At 69.6% G+C, this 14,744-nt stretch carries 14 protein-coding genes; 10 read left to right on the top strand and 4 right to left on the bottom strand.

Translation table 11 applies throughout. The features are described 5' to 3' along the window. Window positions 1-3 precede the first annotated feature (3 nt). The 7 genes from ASG27_RS11085 to ASG27_RS11055 all read left to right on the top strand — a co-directional run bounded on the left by ASG27_RS11085 (window position 4) and on the right by ASG27_RS11055 (window position 7,608). Window positions 4-996: a LacI family DNA-binding transcriptional regulator gene (locus ASG27_RS11085; RefSeq protein ID WP_056415978.1), complete on the top strand. Its 993-nt coding sequence runs from the start codon at window positions 4-6 to the stop codon at window positions 994-996. Window positions 997-1,046: 50 nt separating this feature from the next. Further along, entirely contained in the window at window positions 1,047-2,060 is a 1,014-nt protein-coding gene (locus ASG27_RS11080; RefSeq protein WP_056415975.1) for an ABC transporter substrate-binding protein, read from the top strand. 13 nt (window positions 2,061-2,073) lie between these two features. After that, a complete protein-coding gene (locus tag ASG27_RS11075) occupies window positions 2,074-2,889 on the top strand; it encodes an ABC transporter permease (RefSeq protein WP_056415972.1) in 816 nt (271 codons plus the stop codon). 10 nt (window positions 2,890-2,899) lie between these two features. Further along, complete coding sequence (locus ASG27_RS11070; protein WP_056415971.1) at window positions 2,900-3,697, top strand: ABC transporter permease; 798 nt, start codon at window positions 2,900-2,902, stop codon at window positions 3,695-3,697. Continuing rightward, window positions 3,687-4,754: an ABC transporter ATP-binding protein gene (locus tag ASG27_RS11065; RefSeq protein WP_056415970.1), complete on the top strand. Its 1,068-nt coding sequence runs from the start codon at window positions 3,687-3,689 to the stop codon at window positions 4,752-4,754. The genes ASG27_RS11070 and ASG27_RS11065 overlap by 11 nt, the downstream gene beginning before the upstream one ends. An 18-nt stretch (window positions 4,755-4,772) precedes the next feature. Then, complete coding sequence (locus ASG27_RS11060; protein WP_082485930.1) at window positions 4,773-5,600, top strand: phosphodiesterase; 828 nt, start codon at window positions 4,773-4,775, stop codon at window positions 5,598-5,600. Between the two features lie 352 nt (window positions 5,601-5,952). Next, window positions 5,953-7,608 carry a Na/Pi cotransporter family protein gene (locus tag ASG27_RS11055; RefSeq protein ID WP_056161818.1) on the top strand — a complete coding sequence of 552 codons (1,656 nt, stop codon included), beginning with the start codon at window positions 5,953-5,955 and terminating at the stop codon, window positions 7,606-7,608. Between the two features lie 27 nt (window positions 7,609-7,635). Here the strand turns inward: ASG27_RS11055 and ASG27_RS11050 are convergent, their stop codons facing one another. Next, window positions 7,636-8,655, bottom strand: a complete 1,020-nt coding sequence (locus ASG27_RS11050; RefSeq protein ID WP_056415966.1) for a bile acid:sodium symporter family protein — start codon at window positions 8,653-8,655, stop codon at window positions 7,636-7,638. 140 nt (window positions 8,656-8,795) lie between these two features. Here ASG27_RS11050 and ASG27_RS11045 point away from each other — a divergent pair, with 140 nt between their 5' ends. Beyond that, window positions 8,796-9,698 carry a LysR family transcriptional regulator gene (locus ASG27_RS11045; RefSeq protein WP_056415963.1) on the top strand — a complete coding sequence of 301 codons (903 nt, stop codon included), beginning with the start codon at window positions 8,796-8,798 and terminating at the stop codon, window positions 9,696-9,698. Window positions 9,699-9,719: 21 nt separating this feature from the next. On the opposite strand, the gene ASG27_RS11040 is transcribed toward ASG27_RS11045, so the two are convergent. After that, window positions 9,720-10,664, bottom strand: a complete 945-nt coding sequence (locus tag ASG27_RS11040; protein WP_056415960.1) for a LysR family transcriptional regulator — start codon at window positions 10,662-10,664, stop codon at window positions 9,720-9,722. A 96-nt stretch (window positions 10,665-10,760) separates the two neighbouring features. Between ASG27_RS11040 and ASG27_RS11035 the strand changes: the two genes are divergently transcribed. Further along, window positions 10,761-11,840 carry an NAD(P)H-binding protein gene (locus tag ASG27_RS11035; RefSeq protein ID WP_056415956.1) on the top strand — a complete coding sequence of 360 codons (1,080 nt, stop codon included), beginning with the start codon at window positions 10,761-10,763 and terminating at the stop codon, window positions 11,838-11,840. Here ASG27_RS11035 and ASG27_RS11030 read toward each other — a convergent pair. Both ASG27_RS11030 and ASG27_RS11025 read right to left on the bottom strand, forming a co-directional pair. Continuing rightward, the gene (locus tag ASG27_RS11030) at window positions 11,794-12,627 is read right to left on the bottom strand and encodes an NUDIX hydrolase (RefSeq protein WP_082485917.1); all 834 of its coding nucleotides are present in this window, start codon (window positions 12,625-12,627) and stop codon (window positions 11,794-11,796) included. The two genes, ASG27_RS11035 and ASG27_RS11030, sit on opposite strands and share 47 nt — an antisense overlap. Further along, window positions 12,624-13,607 carry a quinone oxidoreductase family protein gene (locus tag ASG27_RS11025; protein WP_056415952.1) on the bottom strand — a complete coding sequence of 328 codons (984 nt, stop codon included), beginning with the start codon at window positions 13,605-13,607 and terminating at the stop codon, window positions 12,624-12,626. Before ASG27_RS11025 ends, ASG27_RS11030 begins: the two co-directional genes overlap by 4 nt. A gap of 152 nt (window positions 13,608-13,759) precedes the next feature. Between ASG27_RS11025 and ASG27_RS11020 the strand changes: the two genes are divergently transcribed. After that, entirely contained in the window at window positions 13,760-14,662 is a 903-nt protein-coding gene (locus ASG27_RS11020; protein WP_056415949.1) for a DMT family transporter, read from the top strand. Window positions 14,663-14,744: the final 82 nt, after the last annotated feature.

Below are 14,744 nucleotides of genomic sequence, written 5' to 3'. Positions count from 1 at the left end.
TCCATGAGCATCCAGGACGTGGCCCGCCAGGCGGGCGTGTCGGTCGCCACCGTGTCGCGGGTCTTCAACCTGCCCGACAAGGTGACGCCGGCCACGCGCGAGCATGTGGAGCAGGTGGCCCTGGCACTGGGCTACCTGCCCAACGCCAGCGCGCGCACCTTGCGCACCCAGCGCAGCCGCGTCATCGGCGTGGTGCTGCCCACCCTGCTCAACCCCGTGTTCGCCGAATGCTTGCAGGGCCTGGCGCAGGCCGCCGTCGCTGCCGGCTACGCCATCCTGCCGTTTGCTACCGACTACCAGATCGCTCAGGAAGACCGCGCCGTGCACCTGCTCCTGGCCGGCAATGTGGACGGCATGGTCCTCGTGGTCTCCAACCCGGCCACGTCGAGCGCACTGCAGCGCCTGGCCGAGGCAGGCCTGCCCTACGTGCTGGCCTACAACCGGCACCCGGACCACCCCTGCGTGTCGGTGGACGGCGAGCAGGCCGTGGCCGAGCGGGTGGCGCACCTGGTCTCGCTCGGGCACCGGCGCATCACCATGGTCAGCGGCCAGCTCGCCGCGTCCGACCGGGCGCAGCAGCGCAGCCGCGGCTTTCACAGCGGCATGGCAGCCGCCGGCCTTCCCGTTGGGCGGGTGCTCGAAGTGCCCTTCATCGAAACCGCGGTGCAAGACGTCACCGCCCTGCTGCAAGGCCTTGATCGCCCCACGGCTCTGATCTGCTCCAACGACCTGCTGGCCATCCGCAGCATCCGCGCCGCGCACCTGGCCGGGCTGGCCGTGCCGCGCGACCTGAGCGTGGTGGGTTTCGACGGCATCGCCCTGGGCGAGGACCTCACCCCCATGTTGAGCACCGTGGCCCAGCCCAATGCCGATATCGGCCGCTGCAGCGTGCAGTTGCTGGTGCAAGCCATGGCCAGCGGCACGCCATTGGCACCCGATGCAGGGCTGACCTTGCCCCACCACTTTCGCACCGGTGAGTCGTGCGCGCCCGCATGACTTCCCGTTCTCACCCCGTCCCCCGCCACCTCGTCCCACAGGAGTCTTCGATGAAATACACGCTCACCCACTTCATGCGCGCCGCCGCACTGGCCTTCGGCCTGGCCGCCGCCGGCACCGCCATGGCGCAGACGGCCATCTGCTACAACTGCCCGCCCGAATGGGCCGACTGGGGCAGCCAGATCAAGGCCATCAAGGCCAAGACCGGCGTCACCGTGCCGCCGGACAACAAGAACTCCGGCCAGTCGCTCGCGCAGATGACGGCCGAGAAGGCCCGCCCCGTGGCCGACGTGACGTATCTCGGCGTGACCTTCGCCATCCAGGCGCAAAAGGACGGCCTGGTCGCGCCCTACCAGCCCGCCGCGTGGAAGGACATCCCCGACGGCCTCAAGGACCCGGCCGGCCACTGGTTCACCATCCATTCGGGCACGCTCGGCTTCATGGTCAATGTGGACGCGCTCAAGGGCAAGCCCGTGCCGCAGTCCTGGGCCGACCTGCTCAAGCCCGAGTACAAGGGCCTCATCGGCTACCTGGACCCGGCCTCTGCCTTCGTCGGCTACGTGGGCGCGGTGGCCGCCAACCAGGCGCGCGGCGGCACGCTGGAGAACTTCGGCCCCGGCATCGACTACTTCAAGGCGCTGCAGAAGAACGAGCCCATCGTGCCCAAGCAGACCTCGTACGCGCGCGTGCTCTCGGGCGAGATCGCGATCCTGCTCGACTACGATTTCAACGCCTACCGCGCCAAGTACAAGGACCAGGCCAACGTTCAGTTCGTGATCCCTGCGGAAGGCACGCTGGTGGTGCCCTACGTGATGAGCCTGGTGGCCGGTGCGCCGCACGCCGCAGACGGCAAGAAGGTGCTGGACTTCGTGCTCTCCGACGAAGGCCAGGCGCTGTGGGCCAATGCCTACCTGCGCCCGGTGCGCGCCAGCGCCATGCCCAAGGACGTGCAGGCGCGCTTCCTGCCCGCCAGCGACTACGCCCGCGCCAAAACGGTGGACTACGGCCGCATGGCCGCGGTGCAAAAAGCGTTCTCCGACCGCTATCTGGCCGAAGTCAAGTAATCAGGTACCTGAAATGCGCCACGGCTTCGCACCCTCCCGCACGCTGCTGCTCGCCTGCGCCGCGCCGGCCGTGGCCTTCTTCGCGGCCTTCTGGCTGCTGCCCGTGGCCCTGCTGCTGGCGCTGCCGGCGGCCAAGGGCTGGTCCACCTACTTTGCGGTGCTGACCCACGCCCGCTACCTGCAGAGCCTGCTGCAGACGCTGGGCCTCTCGCTCGCCGTCACGCTGGCCACGCTGGTGCTGGGCGCGCTGGTGGGCATCACGCTGGCGCGCCTGCGCTTTCGCGGGCGGAAGCTGCTGCTGTCGCTGCTCACGCTGCCGCTGTCGTTCCCAGGCGTCATCGTGGGCTTCTTCATGATCCTGCTGGGCGGCCGACAGGGGCTGGTGGCCGACCTCTCGGACCAGCTGGGCCTGGGCCGCACCACCTTCGCCTACGGGCTCACCGGCCTGTTCCTGGCCTACCTGTACTTCTCGCTGCCGCGCGCGATTGCCACCTACACCGCGGCGGCGGGCGCCATGGACGCGGCGCTGGAAGAAGCCGCCCGCTCGCTCGGCGCCTCGCGCTGGCGCGTGGCGCGCGACGTGTGGCTGCCCGAGCTGGCCGCCACCACGCTGGCCTGCGGGGCCATCGTCTTCGCCACCGCCATGGGCGCCTTCGGCACGGCCTTCACGCTGGCCAGCAAGTTCGAGGTGCTGCCCATCACCATCTACAACGAGTTCACCAACTACGCCAACTTCGCGCTGGCGGCCAGCCTGTCGATCACGCTGGGCCTGATCACCTGGCTGGTGCTGTGGGCTGCACGGCGTGCATCCGGCACGGCGGCCTTCTGAAGCATCGACCATGAGAAACGCACGACAAGCCCCCTGGTCCCTGGTGGCGCTCACCGCGCTGGTGGCCCTGTTCATGCTGGCGCCCATTGCGCTGTCGGTCATGGCTGGCCTGGTGAGCAACTACAGCGTGGGCCTCAAAAGCGGCCTCACGCTGCGCTGGCTCGGCGAGGTGTGGGAGAACTACGGCGGCACCGTGGGCGCATCGCTGCTGATGGCGCTGCTGTGCGTGGCAGGCAACCTCGTCATCGGTGTGCCCTGCGCCTATGCGCTGGCGCGCAGCCGCTCGCGCTGGGCGCGCCTCTTCGAGGAGCTGCTCACCCTGCCCGTGGCGGTGCCCGGGCTGGCCAGCGCGCTGGCGCTGATCCTGGCCTACGGCACGCTCTCGGGCTTTCGCCAGAGCTTCGCCTTCATCCTCGTCGGGCACATGGTGTTCACGCTGCCCTTCATGGTGCGCACCGTGGGTTCGGCCTTCCAGAAGGACGAGTTGCGCTCGCTGGAGGAAGCCGCGCGTTCGCTGGGCGCCAGCTTCGCGCAGCGCTTCCTGGGCGTGCTGGTGCCTGCCGTGCTGCCGGCCATCGTGGCGGGCAGCCTGATGGTGTTCACGCTGTCGGTGGGCGAATTCAACCTCACCTGGATGCTGCACACCCCGCTCACGCGCACCCTGCCCGTGGGCCTGGCCGACAGCTATGCCTCCATGCGCATCGAGATCGGCTCGGCCTACACGCTGGTCTTTTTGATCGTCATCCTGCCGGTGCTGTGGGGCCTGCAGGCCGTCGGCACCTTCATCGAGAAACACCATGGAACTTGAACGCACGCGCGTGGACGTGGTCCAGTGCGCCCAAACATACGCCGACGGCACACGCGGCCTGCAGCCCACCGACCTCACGGTGGAACCCGGCGAAGTGCTGGCCCTGCTGGGCCCCTCGGGCTGCGGCAAGACCACGCTGCTGCGCCTGATCGCGGGGCTGGAGTCGCCCGACGCGGGCAGCCGCATCGCCTTTGGCGGGCAGGACGTGACGCAGTTGCCCATCGAGCAACGCGGCATCGGCATGGTGTTCCAGCACTACGCGCTGTTTCCGCAGATGACGGTGGCCGCCAACATCGGCTACGGCCTGCGCATCCGCGGTGTCGATGCGGCCGAGCAGCGCCGCGTGGTCGGCGAGCTGGTGGACCTGGTGCGCCTGAACGGGCTGGAGGGCAAGCGCCCCGCCGAACTCTCGGGCGGCCAGCGCCAGCGCGTGGCCCTGGCCCGCGCCGTGGCCGTGCGGCCGCGCGTGCTGCTGCTGGACGAGCCGCTCACCGCGCTGGACGCCAAGCTCAAGGAGTCGCTGCGCGACGAGCTCGCCGAGCTGCTGCGCCGCCTGCACATCACGGCCATCCACGTCACGCACGACCAGCAGGAGGCCCTGGCCATCGCCGACCGCCTGGCGGTGATGCAGGCCGGCCGCATCGTGCAGGTGGGCGATGGCGAGACGCTGTACCGCACACCGGCGCACCCGTTCGTGGCCGCCTTCCTGGGCCGGGTCAACCGGCTGCAGCGCGACGCGGCGGCCCGCCAGCGCAACGTGTTACGGCTGGGCGGCATCGAGCTGCCCTGCCCTGCGGCCTGCGCGGCCGATGCCGTTCTGCTGGTGCGGCCCGAGGACATCGAGGTGCAGGTGGACCCTGGAAACGGTGACGGCTGGGGCCGTGCCGAAGTCGCGCGCCGCAGCTTTCTGGGCGAGCGCGTGCAGCTCACCCTGGCGCTGCCCGGCCAGCCTGCGCTGCAGGCCGACGTGGCCCGCGACCACCCGGCCCGCCAGGGCCAGCCCGTGGCCATCCGCATCCGCCCCGAGCACCTCATGCCCAGCCACGAGGCGTCCTGACTCTTGCCACACATGCCCATGACCACCTTGCTGCTGCAACTGTCCGACCCGCACATCCGCGAACCCGGGCGCCTGGCCTACGGCCGCATCAACACCGCGCCCTACTTGGCCCAAGCGGTGCAGACCATGCTGCGCCTGCCGCAGCGGGCCGACGCGCTGGTCATCACCGGCGACCTGACGGACTTTGGCCGTGCCGCCGAGTACGAGCACCTGCGCGCGCTGCTGGCGCCGCTCGGGCCCCTGCCCACGTACCTGCTGCCGGGCAACCACGACGAGCGCACCCAGCTGCGCCAGAGCTTTCCGCAGCACACCTACCTGGGCACGGAGGGCTTCGTGCAGTACTGCGTGCCGGTGGGCGGCCTGACCCTGATCGCGCTCGATACCGTGGTGCCCGGCGCCAGCGAGGGCAGCCTGTGCCGTGAACGCCTGGCCTGGCTGGCCGATGCGCTCGACGCGCACCGCCACCGCCCCGTGGTGATCGCGATGCACCACCCGCCGTTCCAGACGCTGATCGGCCACATGGACGCCATCGGGCTGCTGAGCGGCGCGGCGCAGCTGGAGGCCCTGGTGGCGCGCCACCCGAACGTGGAGCGCGTCATCTGCGGCCATCTGCACCGCAGCATCCAGGTGCGCTTTGGCGGCGCCATCGCAATGACCGCGCCCTCGCCCGCCCACCAGGTCTGCCTGGACCTGGCGCCCGACGCGGCGTCGGCCTGGACGCTGGAGCCGCCCGGGTTCGCGGTGCATGCGTTGTCCGAGGGCGGCCGTCTGGTGAGCCACACCGCAGCCAGCGGCGTGTACGAAGGGCCCTACCCCTTCCACGAAGGCGGCCAACTGATCGACTGAGGCTGCCGCCGCAGGGAGCGCACAAGCCCCCGTGCGGCCCCGCCCGGCGCAACATACCTTGCCCTGTCATGGGCATGGTTCCTGCGTGATGGATTCACGGGTATGCTAGGGCGTCCGTAATGTGACAGTTTTGTGACTAAAACGGGCGCTTTCATGGTTTGCGTTCTGCCGTTGTTCCAGCGGCACAGCCTTTCTGGCTCGCAAAGCTTTTCCGCGCCCGCTCCGGGCCACTCCACAAGCCTGCCCCAGGGTGCCATCGCTGCCCTGCCCGCCCTGCGCCTCCAGGCAGCGGCAGCGCATATGGCACGCGGCGCAGTGCAGGCACAAAAAGAAGAAAAGTTAGCGTTTACTCATGAAGCATCTCTTGAATTTGTTGGCAGCCGTGTCGCTGCTGATCTGGGGTACCCACCTGGTGCGCACCGGCATCCTGCGCGTGTTCGGCGCCAACCTGCGGCAGTTGCTGGCCCACAGCGTCAGCAGCCGGTTCACCGCAGTGCTCTCGGGCATCGGGGTGACGGCGGTGGTGCAGTCCAGCACGGCCACGGCGCTCATCGTGTCATCGTTCGTCGGCCAGGGCCTGGTGGGCCTGCCCGCCGCGCTGGCGGTGATGCTGGGTGCCGACGTGGGCACGAGCGTGATGGCGGTGGTGTTCTCGATGGACCTGTCGTGGCTGTCGCCGCTGTTCATCTTCGTGGGCGTGGTGCTGTTCATCTCGCGCAAGGACACCGCCACGGGCCGCGTGGGGCGCGTGCTGATCGGCCTGGGGCTGATGCTGCTGGCGCTGCGCCTCATCACCGAATCGACCACCGTGCTCACCCAGTCGCCCACCGTGCGCACCCTGCTCGGCGCACTGACCAGCGACCTGCTGCTGGAGATCTTCACCGGCGCGGTGCTGGCCATCGTGGCGTATTCCAGCCTGGCCACTGTGCTGCTCACCGCGGCGCTGGCGGGTTCGGGCGGCATACCGCCCGACGTGGCGCTGGGCCTGGTGCTGGGCGCCAACCTGGGCAGCGGCGTGCTGGCGGTGCTGACGACCATGAAAGCCAACGTCCAGACGCGCCAGGTGCCGCTCGGCAACCTGTTCTTCAAGATCATCGGCGTGGTCATCATGACGCCGCTCACCGGCCTGTGGCTGCAGCACGTGCGGCCCTATGTGCCCGAGATCGCCGCGCTGGTGGTGCTGTTCCACCTGGCGTTCAACGTCGTGGTGGGCATCGTCTGCATCGGCCTCACGGGCACCGTGGCGCGGGTGGTGCAGCGCCTGCTGCCGCAGGAAAAGACGCAGGCCGCGGCCGGCGCACGCCCGCAGCACCTGGACCCTTCGGCCCTGGCCACGCCGTCGCTGGCCATCTCGTGCGCCGCGCGCGAGGCGCTGCACCAGGCCGACGTGGTCGAGTCGATGCTGCTGGGCCTGCACAAGGTGATCCGCACCGACGACATCAAGCTGGCCGAAGACCTGCGCAAGCTCGACGACGAGGTGGACGGGCTGTATTCGGCCATCAAGTACTACATGACCAAGATCTCGCGCGAGGCGCTGGACGAGCGCGAGGGCCGGCGCTGGGCGGACATCATCAGCTTCACGATCAACATGGAGCAGATCGGCGACATCATCGAGCGCGTGCTCATCGACATCGAAGACAAGAAGATCAAGAAGGGCCGCCAGTTCTCCGAAGCCGGCATGGAAGAGATCACCGAGCTGCACGCGCGCCTGATCGACAACCTGCGGCTGGCGATGAGCGTGTTCCTCAACGGCAGCGTGCGCGACGCGCAAAAGCTGCTGGAAGAAAAAGCCCGTTTCCGCGACCTGGAGCACGCCTACTCGGCCACCCACCTGGCGCGCCTGTCGGACAACACGGTGCAGAGCATCGAGACCAGCTCGCTGCACATCGACCTGATCAGCGAGCTCAAGCGCATCAACTCGCTGCTGTGCTCCGTGGCCTACCCCATCCTGGAATCTGCCGGAGCGCTGGCGCCCAGCCGGCTGCGCACGATGAACGAACAGGCTTGAGCCTTTTGAGCCCCCAGCGCTTGTCCATCAAGCGCTGGCAGCTACACTTTTAATAGCAACCTCATTCGGCGAGGTGCGCCGCGCGTAGCGCTGGGCCAGCACCGCGCACACCATCAGCTGCATCTGGTGAAACACCATGAGCGGCAGCACGATGGCCCCCACCGCGTGGGAGGCGAACAGCACCTTGGCCATGGGCACCCCGCTGGCCAGGCTCTTCTTGGAGCCGCAGAACACCAGCGTGATCTCGTCCTCGGTCGAAAGCCCCATGCGCCGTGCGGCCCAGGTGGTCAGGCCGAGCGCCAGCGCCAGCAGCACCGCGCACACCACCACCAGGCCCAGCAGCGCAGGCCAAGGCAGTTGCCGCCACAGGCCCTGCACCACCGCCGCGCTGAAGGCCGTGTAGACCACCAGCAGGATCGAGCCCTGGTCCACGACCTTGAGCACCGCCGCCCGGCGCTGCACGAACCCGCCGATCCAGGGCCGCAGCAAGTGCCCCGCCACAAAGGGCACGAGCAGCTGCAGCATGATGCGGCCGATGTTGGCCAGCGTGCCGTGCGCCGCCGCGGCGCCATGGGCCTGCGCCTCGGGCAGCAGCAGTCCCACCAGCATCGGCGTGATCACGATGCCCAGCAGCGTGGAGGCCGACGCGCTGCAGATCGCTGCCGGCATGTTGCCCCGCGCCACGGCAGTGAACGCAATGGCCGACTGCACCGTGGCCGGCAGCACGCACAGGTAGAGCACCCCGGTGTACAGCTGCGGCGTGACGAGCGGCAGCAGCACCGGCCGCAGCGCCCAGCCCAGCAGCGGGAACAGCACGAACGTGGTGCCCACCACCACCAGGTGCAGCCGCCAGTGCGACAGCCCCGCCACGATGGCATCGCGCGAGAGCTTGGCGCCATGCAGGAAGAACAGCAGCGCCACGGCCGCCACGGTGGTGGCCTCCAGCGCATGCGCGGCAGCGCCCGATGCGGGCAGCACGCTGGCCAGGGCCACAGTGCAAAGCAGGGCCAGGGTGAAGTTGTCGGGGAGGAATCGGGAACGGGCCATGGAAACACCATCGAAAAAAACACGCGGGTCCCGCCGAAAGCAGGCCCATGCGGGGCGCAACGACGGACGATGGCGCTATTGGACAAGCTGCGCATTCCAAAGAGAAATGGATTTCTCTGATGGATTTATGATTCGGCCGCATGAATGTGACCCTGCGCCAACTGCACGTCTTCCAGTCCGTGGCCGCGACGCGCAACTTCAGCCGCACCGGCGACGCCGTGGGCCTGACGCAACCCGCCGTGAGCCGCTGCATCACCGAGTTGGAGGCGCAGATGGGCCTGCAATTGCTCAACCGCACCACCCGCGAGGTCACGCTGACCGACGCCGGCCAGCGCCTGGCGGCCCGCCTGCCGCGCGTGCTGGAAGAGCTGGAAAGCACCCTGCAGGACGTGCAGGAGATGGCCACCGAGCGGCGCGGCCGGGTGCGGGTGGCCAGCAGCCCGACGCTGTCGGCCAACCTGCTGCCCGACTGCATCGCGCAGGCCCAGACCCGTCTGCCCGGGCTGGAGCTGGTGCTGCTGGACCGTATGCAGAGCGCGGTGCTGGCCAGCGTGCTGTCGGGCGAGGTGGACTTCGGCGTCGTGATCGACCCCGGCGAGCAGGATGCGCTGCACTGCGAGACCATCCTGACCGAGCCGTTTTGCCTGGCCTGCCCGCCCGGCCACCGACTGGCGCGCAAGCGCACCGTGCGCTGGACCGACCTGCAGGGCGAGCCGCTGGTACTGCTGGACCACGACTCCGGCAGCCGCCGCCTGATCGACCGCGCCCTGGCCGAGCACGGCGTGGCCTACACCGTCGCGCAGGAGGTGGGCCACCCCACCACCATCTTTCGCATGCTCGATACCGGCCTGGGCATCTCCGTCATCCCCACCCTCGCCCTGCCACCCGAAGGCCTGGCCCGCCTGGCCGTGCGCCCGCTGGCGCCGCGCGTGGACCGCGAGGTCATGCTGGTGCACCGCCGCAACCGCGCCCTGTCGCCCATCGCGCAGGCCGCGTGGGACCTGGTGAAGGCCGTGGCGGCGCAGGGGCCTGCGGCGTCGTAGGCCCGGCGACGTGGCGGCCCGTCAGGGCAAAAACACTGCGGCCTCTGAGATGTAGCGCTGCAGCCCCTGCGCCAACGCGTCGAACGCGTGCTGGCAGCGCGGGCTGCCGCGCAGGTCTTCGTGCATCACCACCCAGGTATCGAGCCCCACCGAGAACTGCGCACCCAGCACACGCACAAGCTCGGGCGCGCGCCCTGCCAGCCCCACCTGGCATACCCCGATGCCACATCCGGCCCGAACCAGCGCCAACTGCGCCAGGTCGCTGTCGCTGCGCAGGGCAAACGCTTCGCGGCGCCAGGCAGGGACCACCTTGCGGGCGTTGCGCAGGAACGGCGTTTCTTCATCAAAACCGATGAGCCGGTGCTGCTGCAGGTCCGCCAGCGACTTTGGCATGCCGTGCGCCTGCAGGTAGCGCGCATGCGCGTAGAGCCCCACCTGCACCACGCCGACGCGCCGGGCGATCAGCGCCTCTTGCCGGGGCTCGGTCATGCGGATGGCGATGTCGGCCTCGCGGTGCAGCAGGTCCTGCACCTTGTTGCTCAGCGCGAGCTCTATGCACAGCGCCGGATGGTCGGCCTGGAGTTGCGCCAGGATGGGGGGCAGCACCTCCACGCCGATCACCTCGCTGGCGGTCACTCGCACCGTGCCTCTCACGCCGTCGCCGCCGCCATGGCCGCTGGCGGCCCGCACCAGGGCGGCTGCGGAATGGCCCATGGCCTCGGCATGCGGTTGCAGCGCAAGGGCCGCCTCGGTGGGCAGCAGGCCCTGTTGCGACCGGGTGAAGAGCGTGAGCCCCAGGGCCTGCTCCAGGGCTGCGATATGGCGGCCCACGGTGGGCTGGGTCACGCCCAGAGCCCGGGCCGCGCCGGAGAGCGAGCCTTCGCGCAGCACGCCGAGGTAAGAGCGGTACAGCTCCCAGCCCACGGGGCCATCCGATTTGCGCGATTCATCCGATGCTTGAGTCATACATAAATGTATAGCCTCACCTTCATTTTCAGCAATTTCCTTTTACCCTAGCCCCGCGCACACTGCCTTCATCGCAACAAGTTTTGGAGTGCACACATGGCACACGGCAACAAGGTTCTGGTCCTGGGCGCCACGGGCGGGATTGGCGGCGAGGTGGCGCGCCAGCTGCGCGATGCGGGCTGGCAGGTGGTGGCGCTGCACCGCAGTGCGCCGGCGGCGGGCGAGCAGCGTGACGGCATGGCCTGGCTGCGGGGCGACGCCATGTGCCGCGAAGACGTGCTGGCCGCCGCCGCGGGCTGCGACGTGATCGTGCACGCCGTCAACCCGCCGGGCTACCGCCGCTGGGGCGAGCTGGTGCTGCCGATGATCGACAACACCATCGCCGCCGCCACCGCCGTGGGCGCCACCGTGGTGCTGCCCGGCACGGTCTACAACTACGGGCCCGATGCCTTTCCGGTACTGCGTGAAGACGCCCCGCAGCGCCCGCTGACCCGCAAAGGCGCCGTGCGGGCGGAGCTGGAGCGGCGGCTGCAGCAGGCCACCGCGGCGCACCCGCTGACGCCTGCCACCTGCCGCGTGATCATCGTGCGGGCGGGCGACTACTTCGGCCCGCAGGTGGGCAACAGCTGGTTTGCGCAGGGCCTCGTCAAGCCGGGCCAGCCGGTGGCGGCGGTGTCGCTGCCCGGCAGCGCGGGTGTGGGCCACCAGTGGTCCTACCTGCCCGACGTGGCGCGCACCATGGTGCAGTTGATCGCGCGCCGCGCCGACCTGCCGGCGTTCGCCCCGTTCCACATGGCCGGGCACTGGGACGCGGACGGCCAGCAGATGGCGGGCGCCATCGGCCGGGCAGTGGCGGCACGCGGCGGCGCGGCGCCCAAGGTGCGTGCGTTTCCGTGGTGGCTGATCACGCTGGCGTCGCCCTTCGTGGCCACCCTGCGCGAACTGCGCGAGATGCGCTACCTGTGGCGCGAGCCGCTGCGCATGGCCAACGACCGGCTGCGGGCGGTGCTGGGCACCGAGCCCCACACGCCGCTCGATGCGGCCGTGCAGGCCACGCTGGAAGGCCTGGGCTGCCTGCCCCCTGCCGCAGAGCCCGCAGGGCAGCCCACCAAGCAGCCCACATCGGGCATCACAGCCCCAGAAACCCCGCAATCACCAGCCCGGCTTCCAGCGTGAACTGGCCTTGCGCCACCTGATCGCGCACGGTGCCCGGCGGCAGCAGGTCGAACCGCTCCACCTCGCCGTCCTGGTTGCAAGGCTCCATGCCCGCAGGCACTTCGGCGCGGAACCAGTCGATGCGTTCGAGCATGTAGCCCGCGCCGCCGCCCTCGCGGCTGGGGCGGCTGAAGTCGACATGGCCGCCGTGCTGCAGCGCGTTCAGCGCACCGACCTGCAAGCCCGCCTCTTCCCAGGTCTCGCGCGCGAGGGCCTGCGGCAGCGTGTCGGCGGCGGACACCATGCCGCCCATCAGCGTGTCCCACAGGCCCGGGTTGTTGGGCTTGGTCATGGAGCGCTTTTGCACCCACATGCGGCCATCCGGCGCCAGGCCCACCAGGTGGACCGCGCGGGTGGTGATGCCCAGCACGCGCACGGCGCCGCGCTCCACCGTGCCCACCACCTCGCCCGCCGGGTTGCACACGGCCAGCTGCTCATCGCGCCAGGGGCCGCACAGCGCGGCGTCGCGCAAGGCTGCGGCCAGCGTGTTGAGCGCATCGGTGGTGGCATCGGCCGGCCCATCGATGCACCATGCCATGGCACCCGAATGCTCCTGATTTGATAGCTGGTAGCGCTTATCCAGCAAGCGGTAGGGTCTGATTTGATTCAAAAACCCCTCCGCCACCGACCCCACCACCTGCCCCGCCACCACCAGAGCCTGGCGTGGCTTCGCAGGCGGGCGCCGGGCGGACTGCCGCGCACCCGCCACCCAGGCTTCGAACGACGGGTTCTGCACAGCGGCGTTCACAGCGTGAGGATGGTGCAGCCGGTGGTCTTGCGGGCTTCGAGGTCGCGGTGCGCCTGCTGCACGTCGGCCAGCGGGTAGCGCTGGTCGATGTGGATCTGGACCTGGCCGCTGGCCACCACCGCGAACAGGTCGTCCGCCATGGCCTGCGTGCTCTCGCGCGTGGCGATGTGGGTGAACAGCGTCTGGCGCGTGACGTAGAGCGAGCCCTTGGCGCCGAGCGAGCCGGGCGCGAACGCCGGAGCAGGGCCCGAGGCATTGCCGAAGCTGGCCATGAGGCCGAAGGGCCGCAGGCAGTCGAGGGACTTGTCCCAGGTGTCCTTGCCCACCGAGTCGTAGACCACCTTCACGCCCTTGCCGCCGGTGATCTCCTTCACGCGGGCTGCGAAGTCTTCCCGTTGATAGTTGATGGCGTGCGCCGCGCCGTTGGCCAAGGCCAGCTGGCATTTCGCGTCGGAGCCCGCCGTGCCGATGAGCTGCAGGCCCAGGGCCTTGGCCCACTGGCTGGCGATCAGGCCCACACCCCCCGCCGCCGCATGGAACAGCACGTGGTCTCCGGCCTGCAGGCCTTCCACCGGCAGCGTTTTCTTCAGCAGGTATTGCGCCGTCAGGCCCTTGAGCATCATGGCCGCACCGGTCTCGAAGCTGATGGCGTCGGGCAGCTTGCACACCGTCTTGGCGGGCATCACGCGCACTTCGCAGTAGCTGCCGGGCGGCTGGCTGGCATAGGCTGCGCGGTCGCCCGCCTTCAGGTGCGTGACGCCCTCGCCCACCGCCTCGACCACGCCGGCGCCCTCCATGCCGATGCCTGCGGGCATCTGCAGCGGGTACAGGCCCGTGCGGTGGTACACGTCGATGAAGTTCAGGCCGATGGCGTGGTGGCGGATGCGGATCTCGCCGGGGCCGGGTTCGCCCACGGTGACATCGGCCAGGTGAAGTTCTTCGGGACCGCCGTGCTGGCGGATCTGGACGGCAAGGCTCATGGACTGGGTCTCCTGGAATGGGGGATGCACAACAACGGCGGCCATCCTGCCACGAAACACGCCGCCTTGCCGCCTGCGGGCAACCGCCATCTGCCAAGGACATTGGCGCACCGGGCAGCACCGCCGGCAGCGCACCGTTACAGTGCAGCCCCATGACACAAAAACTGACGCCCGGCACGGCGGCGATGCTGGTGATTCCGCCGATGCTGTGGGCCGGCAATGCCGTGGTGGGACGGCTGGTGCACGAGCTGATTTCTCCCATCGCCCTGAACTTCATCCGCTGGGTGCTGGCCTTCGGCGTGCTGCTGCCGCTGGCCCATGGCGTGCTGCGCAAGGACAGCCCGCTGTGGCCCCACTGGCGCCGCTATGCGCTGCTGGGCCTGCTGGGCATCGGCCTGTACAACGCGTTCCAGTACATGGCGCTGCAGACCTCCACCCCCATCAACGTGACGCTGGTGGGATCGAGCATGCCGGTGTGGATGCTGGCGGTGGGCAGCCTGTTCTTCGGCATGCGCGTGACGCAGCGCCAGCTGCTGGGCGCGCTGCTGTCGATCTGCGGCGTGCTGATCGTGCTCAGCCGGGGCGAGTGGGCGCAGCTGCTGGCCTTCCGCCTGGTGCCGGGTGACCTCTTCATGATGCTGGCCACCATCTCGTGGGCCTTCTACAGCTGGATGCTGTCGCGCACCACCGAGCCCACCTCCATTCGCGGCGACTGGGCCGCCTTCCTGATGGCGCAGATGGTGTTCGGCCTCGCCTGGTCCGGCAGCTTTGCGGGCGTGGAATGGGCCGCGGGCCACACGCATGCGACCTGGGGCTGGCCGCTGGTGGCCGCGCTGGTGTTCATCGCGGTGGGGCCTGCGGTGCTGGCCTACCGCTTCTGGGGCGTGGGCGTGCAGCGCGCGGGGCCGGCGGTGGCGGGTTTCTTCGTCAACCTCACGCCGCTGTTCGCCGGCATTCTGTCGGCCGCGTTCCTGGGCGAGACGCCGCAGGTGTTTCACGGCGTGGCGTTCGCGCTCATCGTGGGCGGGATCATCGTGTCTTCACGGAAGGGTTAGCGCACTGCGCCCGCTCTTGCCCTGCCGCTGTCTGTCGCTGTCTGTCGCTGTCGCTGTTGCAGCAGCAAGGCGGCCGCTGAAC

The sequence above is a fragment of the Acidovorax sp. Leaf191 genome (assembly GCF_001424425.1).
Classification (GTDB): Bacteria; Pseudomonadota; Gammaproteobacteria; order Burkholderiales; family Burkholderiaceae_C; genus Acidovorax.
This window is presented reverse-complemented; position numbering and strand designations above follow the sequence as displayed.